This window comes from Cellulomonas dongxiuzhuiae (assembly GCF_018623035.1).
Lineage (GTDB): Bacteria > Actinomycetota > Actinomycetes > Actinomycetales > Cellulomonadaceae > Cellulomonas > Cellulomonas dongxiuzhuiae.
The window spans coordinates 2,886,753-2,899,575 of the sequence record NZ_CP076023.1 but is presented as its reverse complement, the minus strand read 5'-3'; the positions used below and the strand labels follow the sequence as shown (position 1 = coordinate 2,899,575).

Genomic DNA, 12,823 nt, shown 5'->3' with positions numbered 1-12,823 from the left:
TAGAGTCGACCGCATGTGCGGAATCGTCGGGTACGTCGGCAGCGCGACTCCGAGCGAGCGTCCCCTGGACGTGGTGCTCGAGGGGTTGCGACGTTTGGAGTACCGCGGGTACGACTCCGCGGGTGTGGCGCTGGTCGTGCCCGGTGAAGCGCTCGCGACGGCCAAGAAGGCCGGCAAGCTCGTCAACCTGGTCGAGGAGATCGCCGCGCACCCGCTGCCGACAGCGACCGCGGCCATCGGGCACACGCGCTGGGCGACGCACGGTGGTCCGACGGACGCCAACGCCCATCCGCACGTCTCGGGGCGTCTCGCGGTCATCCACAACGGCATCGTCGAGAACTTCGCCCCGCTGAAGGCCGAGCTCCTGGCCTCCGGCGTCGAGTTCCTCTCCGAGACGGACACCGAGGTCGTGGCCCACCTCCTGGCCCGCGAGTACGACGAGGTGAAGGACCTGACGGCCGCCATGGCCGCCGTCGCGCGGCGGCTGCACGGCACGTTCACGCTGCTGGCGGTGCACGCGGACGTGCCCGACACCGTCGTCGGCGCCCGGCACGACTCGCCGCTGGTCGTCGGGCTGGGTGACGGCGAGAACTTCCTGGGCTCGGACGTCGCGGCGTTCATCGGCTCGACCCGCAGGGCGCTCGAGCTGGGGCAGGACCAGGTCGCGACGATCACGCCGACGTCCGTGACGGTCACGGACCTCGAGGGGACGCCGGTCGAGGCCAAGCCGTACACGGTGGACTGGGACACCACCGCCGCCGAGAAGGGCGGTTTCCGGTCCTTCATGGAGAAGGAGATCCACGACCAGCCGAAGGCGGTCGCGGACACGCTCCTGGGCCGGATGGACGTCTCGGGCCGGCTCGTGCTCGACGAGCTGCGCATCGACGAGTCGGTCCTGCGTGCGGTGGACAAGATCGTGGTCGTCGCGTGCGGCACGGCCGCCTACGCGGGCCACGTCGCGAAGTACGCCATCGAGCACTGGTGCCGCATCCCCGTCGAGGTCGAGCTCGCGCACGAGTTCCGCTACCGCGACCCGGTGGTCAACGAGCGGACGCTGGTCGTCGCCGTGTCGCAGTCCGGCGAGACGATGGACACGCTCATGGCGGTGCGCCACGCGAGCGAGCAGGGTGCCACGACGCTCGCGATCGTCAACACCCACGGCTCGACGATCCCGCGCGAGTCCGACGCCGTCCTGTACACGCACGCGGGGCCGGAGATCGCGGTCGCGTCGACCAAGGCGTTCCTGTCGCAGATCACCGCGGCATACCTGCTGGGTCTCTACCTGGCGCAGCTGCGCGGCAACAAGTTCCCCGACGAGATCGCCGCGACGCTCGCCGACCTGCGCGAGATGCCCGGCAAGATCCAGCAGGTCCTCGACCGTGCCGAGCGGGTCCGCGAGGTCGCGCGCTGGATGGCGGACTCGCCCGCCGTGCTGTTCCTGGGCCGGCACGTCGGCTTCCCGGTCGCCCTCGAGGGAGCGCTCAAGCTCAAGGAGCTCGCCTACATCCACGCCGAGGGCTTCGCCGCCGGCGAGCTCAAGCACGGACCGATCGCGCTGATCGAGCCGGGGCAGCCCGTGTTCGTCATCGTCCCGTCGCCGCGGGGCCGCGACTCCCTGCACTCGAAGGTCGTCTCCAACATCCAGGAGATCCGTGCCCGCGGTGCGCGGACGCTCGTGGTGGCGGAGGACGGGGACGAGGCCGTCGTGCCGTACGCCGACGAGGTGTTCCGGGTGCCGCAGACCTCGACGCTGCTCGCGCCGCTGCTCACCGTCGTGCCCCTGCAGATCTTCGCCTCGGAGCTCGCGAACGCCAAGGGTCTGGACGTCGACCAGCCGCGCAACCTCGCGAAGTCCGTCACCGTCGAGTGACCGGCGGGCCCGTGGGCGGTGCCGCGTGATCGTCGGCGTCGGCATCGACGTCGTCGACGTCGCGCGCTTCATGGCGACGGTGGAACGGGTACCCGCGCTGCGGGTGCGGCTGTTCACCCCCGACGAGCGCGACCTGCCGGACGCGTCGCTCGCCGCGCGGTTCGCCGCGAAGGAGGCGATCGCCAAGGCGCTGGGCGCCCCGCCCGGCATGAGCTGGCAGGACGCGACGGTGCGGCGTGTCGCGGGTGCGCAGCCGGTCGTGGAGATCGTCGGCACGGTGCTGGCGCGCGCCCGGGAGCTCGGCGTCGACCGCTTCCACCTGTCGATCTCCCACGACGCCGGCATCGCGTCCGCCATGGTCGTCGCCGAACGCGACACCTGACGCCCATCAGGGTCGTGAGAGAGCGATCCGGTCGCCTCTCGTGAGGCGTGAGAGAGCGATCCGGTCGCCTTTGCGGGGACCGGATCGCTCTCTCGCCCCGGTGGGAGTGCTGGATTGCTCTCTCACGGGGAGGGGAGGGGTCAGCGGAGGTGGGGGGTGACCTCGCGGGCGAAGAGCTCGATGCCCGAGCGGTCGTAGGCGGCCTCGGCGAAGTACGTGATCGCGTACGTCATGCCCAGCGCCTGCAGCTCACGCAGCTTCTCGACGATCTGGTCCGGCGTGCCGACCAGGGGGCCGCGGCGGAACTCCTCGGCGATGCCGGGCGCCTTGTCCGGCACGGTGTTGGCGTAGTGCTCCTCGACCCACGCGATGCGGTCGTCGACCTCGTCCTGCGTCGCGCCGATGACGACGTTGTAGTTGGCCGAACGCGTGATCTCGTCGAAGTTGCGTCCGATCGCCTCGCAGTGCCCGCGCAGGATCTCGGACTTGTGCGCGAAGCCCTCGGGGCTGCCGTCGAAGTTGGTGTACTGCGCGTGCTCGGCCGCGATCCGCAGGGTCTTCTTCTCACCACCGCCGGCGATCCACAGCGGCGGGCCGTCGACCTGCAGCGGGAGCGGCGAGAGCTGGGCGCCGTCGACCTGGTAGTGCACGCCGTCGAGCGTGGCGGTGCCGTTGGTCCACATCTGCTTGAAGATCTGCACGCCCTCGTCGAGCATCGCGATGCGCTCGCCCGCACGCGGGAAGCCGTAGCCGTACGCCCGCCACTCGTGCTCGTACCAGCCGGCGCCGATGCCCATCTCGACTCGGCCGCCGGAGATGACGTCGGCCGTCGTCGCGACCTTCGCCAGGTAGGCGGGGTTGCGGTACGCCATGCACGTGCACATCTGGCCCAGGCGCACGCGCGACGTCGACGCCGCGAACGCGTTGATGAGGCTCCACGCCTCGTGGGTCGCCTCGCCGTTGGGCTCGGGCACGGCGTGGAAGTGGTCGTACACCCAGATGGACTCGAAGACGTCGCCGTCGTCGGCCCACTGCGCGAGACCGTGCATGACCTTCCAGTGGTCGCGGGTCTCGATGCCCGTGAGGTCCTGCCGCCAGCCCTGGGGGATGAAGAGTCCGAATCGCATGCGCGCCACGCTACCGGCGCTCGCCCCCCGGCGGCGCGCGGGCCAGGATGGGCGCGTGCTGCACTCCTGGGACGCCGCCGCCGTGCGCGCGGCAGAGGAACCGTTGCTGACCGCCGGGGTGCCGCTCATGGCGCGCGCGTCGTTCGGGCTCGCCGCGCACGTCGCGCGGGCGCTGCGCGACCGGCGGGGGCGTGTGGGTGGTGCGCGGGCGGTGCTGCTCGTGGGGTCCGGCAACAACGGCGGTGACACGCTGCACGCCGGTGCGCTGCTCGCGCGCCGGGGGGTCGCGGTGACGGCCGTGCTCGCGTCGGGGCGCGTGCACGGGGACGGGCTCGCCGCGTTGCGGGCCGCGCACGGGCGGGTGCTGACGCTCGACGACGCCTGCGAGCGGCACGGCGTCGCGGCGCCGGTCGCGGCGGCTGTCGCGGCCGCCGACGTCGTGCTCGACGGCCTGCTCGGCATCGGCGGGCGCGGCGGTGTGCGGGGCGCCGGTGCCCGGCTCGTCGACCTCGTCGCGGCGGCCGACCCGCGGCCGCTCGTCGTCGCCGTCGACCTGCCGTCCGGCGTCGGCGTGGACGACGGCACCCGCACCGGGGCCGTCCTCGACGCCGACCTCACGGTGACCTTCGGGGGCCACAAGCCCGCGCTGCTGCTGCCTCCCGCGTCCGCTGCCGCGGGCCGTGTCGAGCTGGTCGACATCGGGCTCCGGCTCACGGGTGCGCCCGCGGTCGCCCGGCTCGAGGACCACGACGTGGTCGCCCTGTGGCCCGTCCCCGGTCGTGACGTGCACAAGTACGGGCGCGGCGTGCTGGGCGTCGTCACCGGGTCCGGCCACTACCCCGGTGCGGCGGTCCTGTCGGTGGCGGGAGCGCTGCGCACGGGTGTCGGCATGGTCCGGTACCGGGGGTCGGCCGGTGCTCAGGTGCTCGCGGCGCACCCCGAGGTCGTCGAAGGGGACGGGCGGGTCCAGGCGTGGGTGGTGGGCTCCGGCGTGGCACCGGACGACGCTGAGCAGCGCAGCCGTGCGCGCGACGCGCTGGCTCACGGGTCGCGGCACGACGAGCCGGTCGTGGTCGACGCCGGAGCGCTCGACCTGCTGCCGGAGCGGGTGCCGCCGCACGTCATCCTGACGCCGCACGCGGGTGAGCTGGCGGCGCTGCTCGCGGCGCGGGGGGAGCGTGTCGAGCGGGCGGACGTGGAGGCGGGCCCGCTCGCGCACGCCCGCCGCGCGCACGAGCTGACGGGCGCCACCGTGCTGCTCAAGGGCAGCACGACCGTGGTCGTCGGACCGCACGGCGCCACGTACGCGCAGGCCGACGGGCCCGCGTGGCTCGCGACGGCCGGGGCCGGGGACGTGCTGGGCGGCGTGCTGGGCGCGCTGCTGGCGGGCAGAGCGTCCGATGCGGTGGCGGACCCCGCGCTGCCCGCGGCGCTCGCCGCCGCCGCGGCGCTCGTGCACGGCCGGGCGGCCCACCGTGCCAACCCGGGCGGGCCGGTGACGGCGAGCGACGTCGCGGCGGCGCTGCCGGCGGTCGTGGGCGCGCTGGTGCGCGCGTGAGCCCGCACCCCGACGAGCCGTCGCCCTCGCACACGCGGGCGCCGCAGGCCACGCCGCCGGCGCCGCTCGCCCCCGCGCTCGCGGACCGCGTGCGCGCGCTGCTCGTGGACGGCGGGCGCCGGGTGCTCGGCATCGTCGGCGCGCCGGGGGCGGGCAAGTCCACGCTCGCCGCGCAGGTCGCCGCGGCCTTCGGCGACGCGTGCGTCGTGGTCCCCATGGACGGGTTCCACCTCGCGCAGAGCGAGCTCGAGCGCATCGGCCGCGCCGACCGCAAGGGCGCGCCGGACACGTTCGACGCCGACGGGTACGTGGCGCTGCTGCGCCGCCTGCGTGCCCCGTGCCCGGGGCACGTGGTGTACGCGCCCGAGTACCGCCGCGACCTGCGCAACCCGGTCGCGGGCGCGGTCGCCGTGCCGCACGACGTCCCGCTCGTGGTCACCGAGGGCAACTACCTGCTGCTCGACGACCACGGCTTCGGCCCCGTCGCTGACCTGCTCGACGAGTCCTGGTTCGTCGCGCCCGACGACGACGTGCGCCTCGCCCGGCTGGTCGCGCGGCACGAGCGTTTCGGCAAGCCGCCCGCCGCGGCGCTCGCGTGGTCGACCGGCCCGGACGCCGCGAACGCGCTGCTCGTGGCGCCGACGGCCGAACGCGCCGACGTGGTCGTCGGGCCGGCGCTGCTGGGCTGAGCCCACGCCCGGGACGTCGCGACCGGCCCTGCGCGCACCGGGCAGGGGGCCCGGTGGTGAGAGACTGGCAGGCGTGAACGACTTCCCGGCGCGCGCGGTGGTCGACCTCGGCGCCCTGCGCGGCAACGTCCGCACCCTCGCCTCCCTGGCCCCCACCGCGCAGGTGATGGCCGTCGTCAAGGCCGACGCGTACGGGCACGGCCTCGTGCCCAGCGCGCTCGCGGCGCTCGAGGGCGGCGCCACGTGGCTCGGCACGGCACAGGTCACCGAGGCGCTCCACCTGCGGCGTGCGGGCGTCACGGGTGCCCGGATCCTCACGTGGCTGTACGCGCCCGGCGCGCCGCTGCGCGAGGCGGTGGAGGCGGACGTCGACCTGTCGGTCGCGTCACGCTGGGCGCTCGACGACGTGGTCGCGGCGGCACGCGAGGCCGGCCGGACCGCGCGCGTGCACCTCAAGATCGACACCGGGCTGGGTCGCAACGGCCTGCTCCCCGCACAGCTGCCCGACGTCCTCGCGGCGGCGCTCGCCGCGGAGGCCGAGGGCCTCGTGCGGGTCGTCGGCGTGTGGTCGCACCTGGCCTTCGCGGACGCCCCGGACCACGCCGTCGTCGGTCGGCAGGCGGCCGTGTTCACCGACGCGGTCGCGGCCGTCGAGGCCGCCGGTGCGCGCCTCGAGGTCCGCCACCTCGCCAACTCGGCCGCCACGCTCACGGCGCCCGCGCTGCACTGGGACCTCGTGCGGCCTGGCATCGCCGTCTACGGCCTGACGCCCGTGCCGCAGCTCGGCGGGCCCGAGCGGTTCGGCCTGGTGCCGGCCATGACGTTCGAGGCGCAGCTCGCGACCGTCAAGCCCGTGCCCGCCGGCTCGGGGGTGTCGTACGGGCACGAGTACGTCGTGCCGCGGGACACCGTGCTGGGCGTCGTCCCACTGGGGTACGCCGACGGCATCCCGCGGCACGCCTCGGGGACGGCGGACCGCTGGGGCGGTCCCGTGCAGGTGGGCGGACGACGCCTCGGCATCGCGGGGCGCGTGTGCATGGACCAGGTGGTGCTCGACCTCGGCCCCGGCGCGAGCGACGCCGCCGGCGACCGCGTCGTGCTGTGGGGCGACGGGCGTGACGGCGGGCCGACCGCGCAGGACTGGGCGGAGGTGGCAGGGACCATCTCCTACGAGCTCGTGACGCGGCTGGGCGCTCGGGTGCCGCGCGTGTACGTCGACAGCGAGCAGGGCCGGGCGGGCGCGCAGGCCCTCGCCACCGCCGTCCCGTCGTCCGCCGGGGGAGGTGTCGCATGACCGCGCAGGTGCGGCTGCCCGACGCCGACGCGACCCGGGCCTGGGGCAGGGAGCTCGCGGCGCTGCTGCGCGCGGGCGACCTGGTCGTCCTGACCGGTGACCTCGGCGCCGGCAAGACGACGCTCACCCAAGGGCTCGGGCAGGGGCTGGGGGTGCGGGGGCAGGTCGCGTCGCCGACCTTCGTCATCGCCCGCGAGCACCCGCCGCTGCCGCGCCCGGACGGCACGCGCGGCCCCGCTCTCGTGCACGTCGACGCGTACCGGCTCGGGTCGCTCGACGAGGTCGAGGCGCTCGACCTGGACTCGGCGCTCGACGAGGCCGTCACGGTGGTCGAGTGGGGTGCGGGCTGGGTCGAGGGGCTGACGGACGACCGGCTCGAGCTGCGGCTCGAGCGCCCGCACGGCGGTGTCGGCGACGACGTCGAGGACGCCGCAGCGGGGGAGCGCGTCCTGACCGTGCACGGCGTGGGGGAGCGGTGGGCGGGCGTCGTCCTGCCCGGCGCGCCCGCGGCGTCGCACGCGAGCCACGAGGAGGGCAGGGCCTGATGCACCTGGGGATCGACACGTCGGGCGCGGTCACCGCGTCGCTGGTGCTCGACGCCGACCGCGCCGACACGCTCACCGACGACGAGCCGCGCCGGCACGCCGAGCTGCTCGCGCCGCTCGTCACGGAGCTCCTCGCGCGGCACGGGCGCGCGGTGGGGGACCTCGAGAGCGTCGTCGTCGGCACCGGACCGGCGCCGTTCACGGGTCTGCGCGTCGGGCTGGTGACGGCCCGCGTGCTCGGCCTGTCGCTCGGGATCCCCGTGCACGGCGCGCCGAGCCTCGACGCGCTCGCCGAGGCAGCTGCCCGGTTCGCCGGCCTCGAGGACGGGAGCCCGCTGCTCGTCGTCACGGACGCGCGCCGCCGCGAGGTCTACTGGTCGCGCTACGAGGTCCGCGACGGTGCGGCCGTGACCACCGACGGGCCCGACGTGGGCCCGCCCGCGGACGTCCCGCGGACACCCGACGACGTCGTGCTGGGAGCGGGCCGCGACCTGTACCCGCAGGTGTTCGGCGAGGCCGACCCGCGCGTGGCCGGTGGACCGCCCGCGCTGCTGTCCCCGGACCCCTCGCTGCTGGTCCGCATCGCGCAGCGGCGGCTGGCGGCGGGCGCGACGCTGCCCGCCGACCCGCTGTACCTGCGCCGCCCCGACGCCGTGCCCCCCGCGGGGGTCAAGCGGGTGCTGGCGTGAGCGCACCGCCCCTCGACGTCACCCTGCGGCCCCTGGTCGCGGGCGACCTGTCCGCGCTGGACCGCATGGAGCGGACCCTCTTCGGCATCAGCGCGTGGACGCGGCAGATGCTCGCCGAGGAGCTGGTCGGCCCCGGGCGCACCTACGTCGGTGCCGAGCTGCCGGGCGGGTCCCTCGTCGGGTACGCGGGCATCTGGTTCGACGGCCGGGACGCGCAGGTCATGACGGTGGCGACGGACCCCGGCTACCAGGGCCGCGGCATCGCGCGCCGGATGCTGGTCACGCTCCTCGAGCGGGCGCGCGCGCTCGGCGCGGAGTCGGTGCTGCTGGAGGTGCGCGTGGACAACGCGCCGGCGATCCACCTGTACGAGACCCTGGGGTTCACGCAGCTGGGGCGCCGCCGCGGCTACTACCAGCCGGAGAACGTCGACGCCTGGACCATGCAGCTGCTGCTGCCCCGGGAGGTCCGCGAGGTCCGGGAGGTCCGACCCGAGCAGGAGGCGTCGTGAGCACCCAGGACGAGACGCGCGGCCGGGTGCTGGTCGACGCCGACGAGCTCGCCCGGCTGCTCGCCGACGACGAGCCGCCCGCGCTGCTGGACGTGCGCTGGGCCCTGGGCCGCACCGACGGCCACGAGAGGTACCTCGCGGCGCACCTGCCGGGTGCGGTGTACGTCGACCTCGACACCGAGCTCGCCGCGCCGCCGTCGCCGGCGGCCGGCCGCCACCCGCTGCCGGACGTCACCGACCTCGAGCGGGCCGCGCGGCGCTGGGGCGTGCGCGAGGGCGGTGCGGTCGTGGCGTACGACGACGCCGGTGGCACGTCCGCCGCACGGGCGTGGTGGCTGCTGCGCTGGGCGGGCGTGCGCGACGTCCGGCTCCTCGACGGCGGGCTCGCCGCGTGGGTCGCCGCGGGCTACGCCGTCGAGCCGGGTGACGTGACGCCCGAGCCGGGCGACGTGGTGCTCGTGCCGGGTGCGCTGGCGACCGTCGACGCCGACGGCGCCGCGGCGCTCGCGGCGGACGGTGTGCTGCTCGACGCGCGCGCCGCCGAGCGGTACGCGGGCGACGTCGAGCCCGTGGACCCGCGCGCGGGGCACGTGCCCGGTGCGGTGAGCGCACCCACGGCGGCCAACCTGGACGACGCCGGCCGGTTCCTGCCCGCCGACGCGCTGCGCGCCCGGTTCGCCGCGGCTGGCGTCACGCCCGGCGGCGGGCCGGTGGGCGTCTACTGCGGCTCGGGCGTGACCGCGGCGCACGAGGTCGCGGCGCTCGCGTCGGTCGGCGTCGACGCGGCGCTGTACCCCGGGTCGTGGTCGCAGTGGTCGAACGACCCGTCCCGGCCGGCAGCCACCGCCTGACGTTCAGGCCGCGCGCGAGACGTCCTCCCAGTCGAGCCGCGGTGCGCGGGGGCGGTCCGTGCCCTGCCCGTCGGGCCAGCCGACGTTGAGCACGGACAGGGTCCGCCACGACGTGTCGGCGAAGAACTCGGCGTCGACGCCGTCGGCGTCCAGGCCGGTCATGGGCCCGACGCCCAGGCCGGCGGCGCGCAGACCGACGATGAGGTAGCCGGTCTGCAGCCACGCGTTGTCGCGGGCCATGCGCTCACGCACGTCCGGGACGTCCGCGAGCCCGTCGCCCGACGTCGGCGCGTGCGGCACGAGCGTCGGCAGGTGCAGGTGGAAGTCGACGTCGGCCGCGACGACGAGGTTGACGGGGGCGGCCAGGACGCGCTCGCGGTTGAACTCGGCCATGTGTGCCGCGAGGCGCTCGTGGCCCTCACGGCTGCGCACGACGAGCAGCCGCAGCGGGGTGGAGTTCATCGCGGTGGGGCCCCAGCGCACGGTGTCGTACACCGACCGCAGGAGGTCGTCGGGGACGCCGTCGTCGACGAAGCGCCCGACGGTGCGCCCACCCTCGAACACGATGTTCGGGAGCGGGGAGTCGCCCTCGCGGAGCAGCGTCGTCGAACCGTGGATGTAGTCGCTCGTGGTCATGTCCGTGTCCGTGTCAACGCTCGCTGTGGTCACATGGATGAGCAACGTCGTTGCGTCCGCAACGATGCCCCAGGGCAACCGTGAGGCGCGTCACGTCGCGCGGGACGCCTATCCTGAGGGACGTGAGCGCACCCCTCGTCCTCGGGATCGAGACCTCCTGCGACGAGACCGGCGTCGGGATCGTCCGCGGGTACGACCTGCTGGTCGACGCCGTCGCCAGCTCGGTGGACGAGCACGCGCGGTTCGGCGGGATCATCCCCGAGATCGCGGCGCGGGCCCACCTCGAGGCGATGGTGCCCACGATCGAGCGCGCGCTCGCGACGGCCCGGGTCACCCTGGACGAGGTCGACGCCATCGCGGTGACCGCGGGCCCCGGCCTGGTCGGACCGCTGACGATCGGTGCCGCCGCGGCCAAGGCGCTCGCCGTCGGGCTGGGAAAGCCGCTGTACGGCGTCAACCACGTCATCGGGCACGCGGTGGTCGACGAGCTGGTCGACGGACCGTTCCCCGAGCGCGTCATGGCGCTCGTGGTGTCGGGCGGGCACTCGTCGCTGCTGATGATCGACGACACCGTCAACGTCACCGAGCTCGGCTCGACGCTGGACGACGCCGCGGGGGAGGCCTTCGACAAGGTGGGCCGGCTCCTCGGGCTGCCGTACCCCGGGGGGCCGCACATCGACCGCCTCGCGCGCGAGGGCGACCCCACGGCGATCCGGTTCCCGCGCGGCCTGACCGCGCCCAAGGACCAGGCGAAGCACGCCACCGACTTCTCGTTCTCGGGCCTCAAGACCGCCGTGGCGCGGTGGGTCGAGTCCCGGCAGGACGCGGGAGAGGCGATCCCGCTGCAGGACGTCGCCGCCTCGTTCGCGGCCGCGGTGGCCGACGTGCTCACCGCCAAGACGATCGCGGCCTGCCGGCGCGAGGGCGTCTCGACGCTCGTCGTCGGGGGCGGATTCTCCGCCAACTCCCAGCTGCGCGACATGGCGGCCGCCCGGTGCGCCGACGCGGGCATCGAGCTGCGGATCCCGCCGATCCGCTACTGCACGGACAACGGCGCGATGATCGCGGCGCTCGGTGCTGCGGTCGTGCGCCGGGGGGCGCCGCCGTCGCCCCTCGACCTGCCGGTGGACTCCACGATGCCGCTCACGCAGGTCCTCGTCTGACGCGTCCGCCCACCGACGGGCCCGATGGGCTGCCGGCGTCCGTCAGCTGACCGGCGCCCGCCTCCACAGCCGCCAGACGCGCGCGCCGAGCGCGAAGCCGAGCGCGCCCAGGGCGAGCGAGACCGCGAAGGGCTGCCAGCCCAGCGTGAACTGGATCCCGAACATCGCGTCGCTGTTCTCGGCCGTCATCGGCACGCCCAGCCAGGACAGCTCCGCGCGGCCGCCGCCCATGGCTCCCACGGCGTCGACCGCTCCCACCGCCCAGGCGGCCCACATGTACAGCGGCAGACCGAACCCGAGGAGGACCGCCACCACCGCGCCGTCGTTCCAGCGGGGTCCCGCCCCGTCCAGGGCGTCGAGGTGGTCGGCGGCGACGCGCCACGGGCTGCCGATCTCGCGCAGCGCGTCGTCGACACCGATCCGCGCGGCGTCGTCGAGGAGCGCGGCCCGCAGGTCCCGGCGGATGCGCCGGGCCTCGCGCGACGGGTGGTAGTCCTGCATGGCGAGCGTGAACCGCCACATCCAGCGGCGCACGCGGGCGCGGTCGCGGAACCCGGTCACGCGGCACCGCCCCACAGTCGCCAGATGCGCGACCCGAGTGCGAACGCCACGAGGCACAGCGCACCGGACAGTGCGACGGGGCCCCAGCCCGCGGTGGTGTGCATCGAGATCGTGTCGTCGGTGTGCGTGAACGTCGCCGGGACGCCCAGCCAGCTGAGGTCCACGGTCCCGCCGCCCATCTCGTCGATCGCGCTGAGCGCCCCCATCTGCCAGGCGATCCACATGTACCCCGGCAGCAGGATGCCGATGAGGCCGGCGAGCACGGCGCCGTCGGCCCACCGGGGGCGCTCGCGCTCGAGGTCCGCGTAGTAGGTCGCGGCGAGGCGCCGTGGGCGGCCCAGGCCGCGCAGCGCCTCGTCGAAACCCGTGCGCGCGGCGTCGTCCAGGACCGCGGCCCGCAGCTCGCGCCGGATCCGGCGGGACTCCCGTGCGGGGTAGTCCTGCATCGCGACGTCGAACCGCAGCATCCACCAGGACAGGCGGAGCCGTTCGCGCAACCGCGGGCGGTACGCGGTGGTGGGCAGGTGGTCGTCCGTCGTGGTCATCGTGGGCTCCCCGTGGGGGCGGGCACGGGCGCGGCTGCGTCCGGCGGGTCGGTCGAGGGCGGGACTGCGCCGAGCACGAGGTCGGCGGTCGCGACGAGGTCGACCCACGCCGCGCGCTGGGCGTCGAGGACGGCGAGTCCCGGTGCGCTGAGCCGGTAGTACTTGCGTGCAGGTCCGGAGGCCGACGCGACGAGACGGGAGATCAGCAGGCCGTCCCGCTCGAGGCGCGTGAGGACCGGGTAGAGCGTCCCGGTGGACAGGTCGTCGAGGCCCGCCGCCCGGAGCACCGTGACCAGCTCGTACCCGTAGGTCTCCTCTCGGGCCAGTGCCGCGAGCGTGAGCATCGGGAGCACCCCCTTGAGGAGCTGGGAGTCCCGGGAGTCGGCCACGGCACGAAGGTAACG

15 protein-coding genes are annotated in these 12,823 nt (G+C 75.2%); 10 read left to right on the top strand and 5 right to left on the bottom strand.

Annotated features, from left to right (window positions below; all coding sequences use genetic code 11):
- Window positions 1-13 precede the first annotated feature (13 nt).
- Window positions 14-1,870 carry a glutamine--fructose-6-phosphate transaminase (isomerizing) gene (gene glmS, locus KKR89_RS12930; protein ID WP_208195807.1) on the top strand — a complete coding sequence of 619 codons (1,857 nt, stop codon included), beginning with the start codon at window positions 14-16 and terminating at the stop codon, window positions 1,868-1,870.
- Between the two features lie 25 nt (window positions 1,871-1,895).
- Window positions 1,896-2,252, top strand: coding sequence for a holo-ACP synthase (locus tag KKR89_RS12925; RefSeq protein WP_208195806.1), 357 nt, complete (start codon window positions 1,896-1,898; stop codon window positions 2,250-2,252).
- Between the two features lie 140 nt (window positions 2,253-2,392).
- Here KKR89_RS12925 and KKR89_RS12920 read toward each other — a convergent pair whose 3' ends face one another.
- Window positions 2,393-3,379, bottom strand: a complete 987-nt coding sequence (locus KKR89_RS12920; protein ID WP_208195805.1) for an LLM class F420-dependent oxidoreductase — start codon at window positions 3,377-3,379, stop codon at window positions 2,393-2,395.
- 55 nt (window positions 3,380-3,434) lie between these two features.
- Between KKR89_RS12920 and KKR89_RS12915 the strand changes: the two genes are divergently transcribed.
- The 7 genes from KKR89_RS12915 (at window position 3,435) to KKR89_RS12885 (ending at window position 9,514) form a co-directional block, all read left to right on the top strand.
- A complete protein-coding gene (locus KKR89_RS12915) occupies window positions 3,435-4,937 on the top strand; it encodes a bifunctional ADP-dependent NAD(P)H-hydrate dehydratase/NAD(P)H-hydrate epimerase (RefSeq protein WP_208195804.1) in 1,503 nt (500 codons plus the stop codon).
- A complete protein-coding gene (locus KKR89_RS12910; RefSeq protein ID WP_208195803.1) occupies window positions 4,934-5,626 on the top strand; it encodes a nucleoside/nucleotide kinase family protein in 693 nt (230 codons plus the stop codon). Before KKR89_RS12915 ends, KKR89_RS12910 begins: the two co-directional genes overlap by 4 nt.
- A 64-nt stretch (window positions 5,627-5,690) precedes the next feature.
- Window positions 5,691-6,920 (top strand): alanine racemase, encoded by a 1,230-nt coding sequence (gene alr, locus KKR89_RS12905; RefSeq protein ID WP_208196357.1) that lies wholly within the window; start codon window positions 5,691-5,693, stop codon window positions 6,918-6,920.
- Complete coding sequence (gene tsaE / locus KKR89_RS12900) at window positions 6,917-7,465, top strand: tRNA (adenosine(37)-N6)-threonylcarbamoyltransferase complex ATPase subunit type 1 TsaE (RefSeq protein WP_208195802.1); 549 nt, start codon at window positions 6,917-6,919, stop codon at window positions 7,463-7,465. The genes alr and tsaE overlap by 4 nt, the downstream gene beginning before the upstream one ends.
- Window positions 7,465-8,154, top strand: a complete 690-nt coding sequence (gene tsaB / locus KKR89_RS12895; RefSeq protein ID WP_243882608.1) for a tRNA (adenosine(37)-N6)-threonylcarbamoyltransferase complex dimerization subunit type 1 TsaB — start codon at window positions 7,465-7,467, stop codon at window positions 8,152-8,154. The genes tsaE and tsaB overlap by 1 nt, the downstream gene beginning before the upstream one ends.
- Window positions 8,151-8,663 carry a ribosomal protein S18-alanine N-acetyltransferase gene (gene rimI, locus KKR89_RS12890; RefSeq protein WP_251140888.1) on the top strand — a complete coding sequence of 171 codons (513 nt, stop codon included), beginning with the start codon at window positions 8,151-8,153 and terminating at the stop codon, window positions 8,661-8,663. Before tsaB ends, rimI begins: the two co-directional genes overlap by 4 nt.
- Window positions 8,660-9,514 (top strand): sulfurtransferase, encoded by an 855-nt coding sequence (locus KKR89_RS12885; protein WP_208195801.1) that lies wholly within the window; start codon window positions 8,660-8,662, stop codon window positions 9,512-9,514. The genes rimI and KKR89_RS12885 overlap by 4 nt, the downstream gene beginning before the upstream one ends.
- A gap of 3 nt (window positions 9,515-9,517) precedes the next feature.
- On the opposite strand, the gene KKR89_RS12880 is transcribed toward KKR89_RS12885, so the two are convergent.
- Window positions 9,518-10,150, bottom strand: a complete 633-nt coding sequence (locus tag KKR89_RS12880) for a malonic semialdehyde reductase (RefSeq protein ID WP_208195800.1) — start codon at window positions 10,148-10,150, stop codon at window positions 9,518-9,520.
- 122 nt (window positions 10,151-10,272) lie between these two features.
- Between KKR89_RS12880 and tsaD the strand changes: the two genes are divergently transcribed.
- Window positions 10,273-11,313 carry a tRNA (adenosine(37)-N6)-threonylcarbamoyltransferase complex transferase subunit TsaD gene (gene tsaD, locus KKR89_RS12875; RefSeq protein ID WP_208195799.1) on the top strand — a complete coding sequence of 347 codons (1,041 nt, stop codon included), beginning with the start codon at window positions 10,273-10,275 and terminating at the stop codon, window positions 11,311-11,313.
- A 42-nt stretch (window positions 11,314-11,355) separates the two neighbouring features.
- Here tsaD and KKR89_RS12870 read toward each other — a convergent pair whose 3' ends face one another.
- Genes KKR89_RS12870 through KKR89_RS12860 form a run of 3 tightly spaced genes read right to left on the bottom strand, consistent with a single transcriptional unit; the run spans window position 11,356 to window position 12,808 of the window.
- Window positions 11,356-11,874 (bottom strand): hypothetical protein, encoded by a 519-nt coding sequence (locus KKR89_RS12870; RefSeq protein ID WP_208195798.1) that lies wholly within the window; start codon window positions 11,872-11,874, stop codon window positions 11,356-11,358.
- The gene (locus tag KKR89_RS12865; RefSeq protein WP_208195797.1) at window positions 11,871-12,419 is read right to left on the bottom strand and encodes a hypothetical protein; all 549 of its coding nucleotides are present in this window, start codon (window positions 12,417-12,419) and stop codon (window positions 11,871-11,873) included. Before KKR89_RS12865 ends, KKR89_RS12870 begins: the two co-directional genes overlap by 4 nt.
- Window positions 12,416-12,808, bottom strand: a complete 393-nt coding sequence (locus tag KKR89_RS12860) for a PadR family transcriptional regulator (RefSeq protein ID WP_208195796.1) — start codon at window positions 12,806-12,808, stop codon at window positions 12,416-12,418. Before KKR89_RS12860 ends, KKR89_RS12865 begins: the two co-directional genes overlap by 4 nt.
- Window positions 12,809-12,823 lie beyond the last annotated feature (15 nt).

Bases quoted from the DNA above. Each gene is read 5' to 3' on its own strand.
- tsaB (WP_243882608.1), top strand. From the start codon at position 7,465: ATGCACCTGGGGATCGACACGTCGGGCGCGGTCACCGCGTCGCTGGTG.
- KKR89_RS12865 (WP_208195797.1), bottom strand. From the start codon at position 12,419: ATGACCACGACGGACGACCACCTGCCCACCACCGCGTACCGCCCGCGG.
- glmS (WP_208195807.1), top strand. From the start codon at position 14: ATGTGCGGAATCGTCGGGTACGTCGGCAGCGCGACTCCGAGCGAGCGT.
- KKR89_RS12920 (WP_208195805.1), bottom strand. From the start codon at position 3,379: ATGCGATTCGGACTCTTCATCCCCCAGGGCTGGCGGCAGGACCTCACG.
- KKR89_RS12880 (WP_208195800.1), bottom strand. From the start codon at position 10,150: ATGACCACGAGCGACTACATCCACGGTTCGACGACGCTGCTCCGCGAG.
- tsaE (WP_208195802.1), top strand. From the start codon at position 6,917: ATGACCGCGCAGGTGCGGCTGCCCGACGCCGACGCGACCCGGGCCTGG.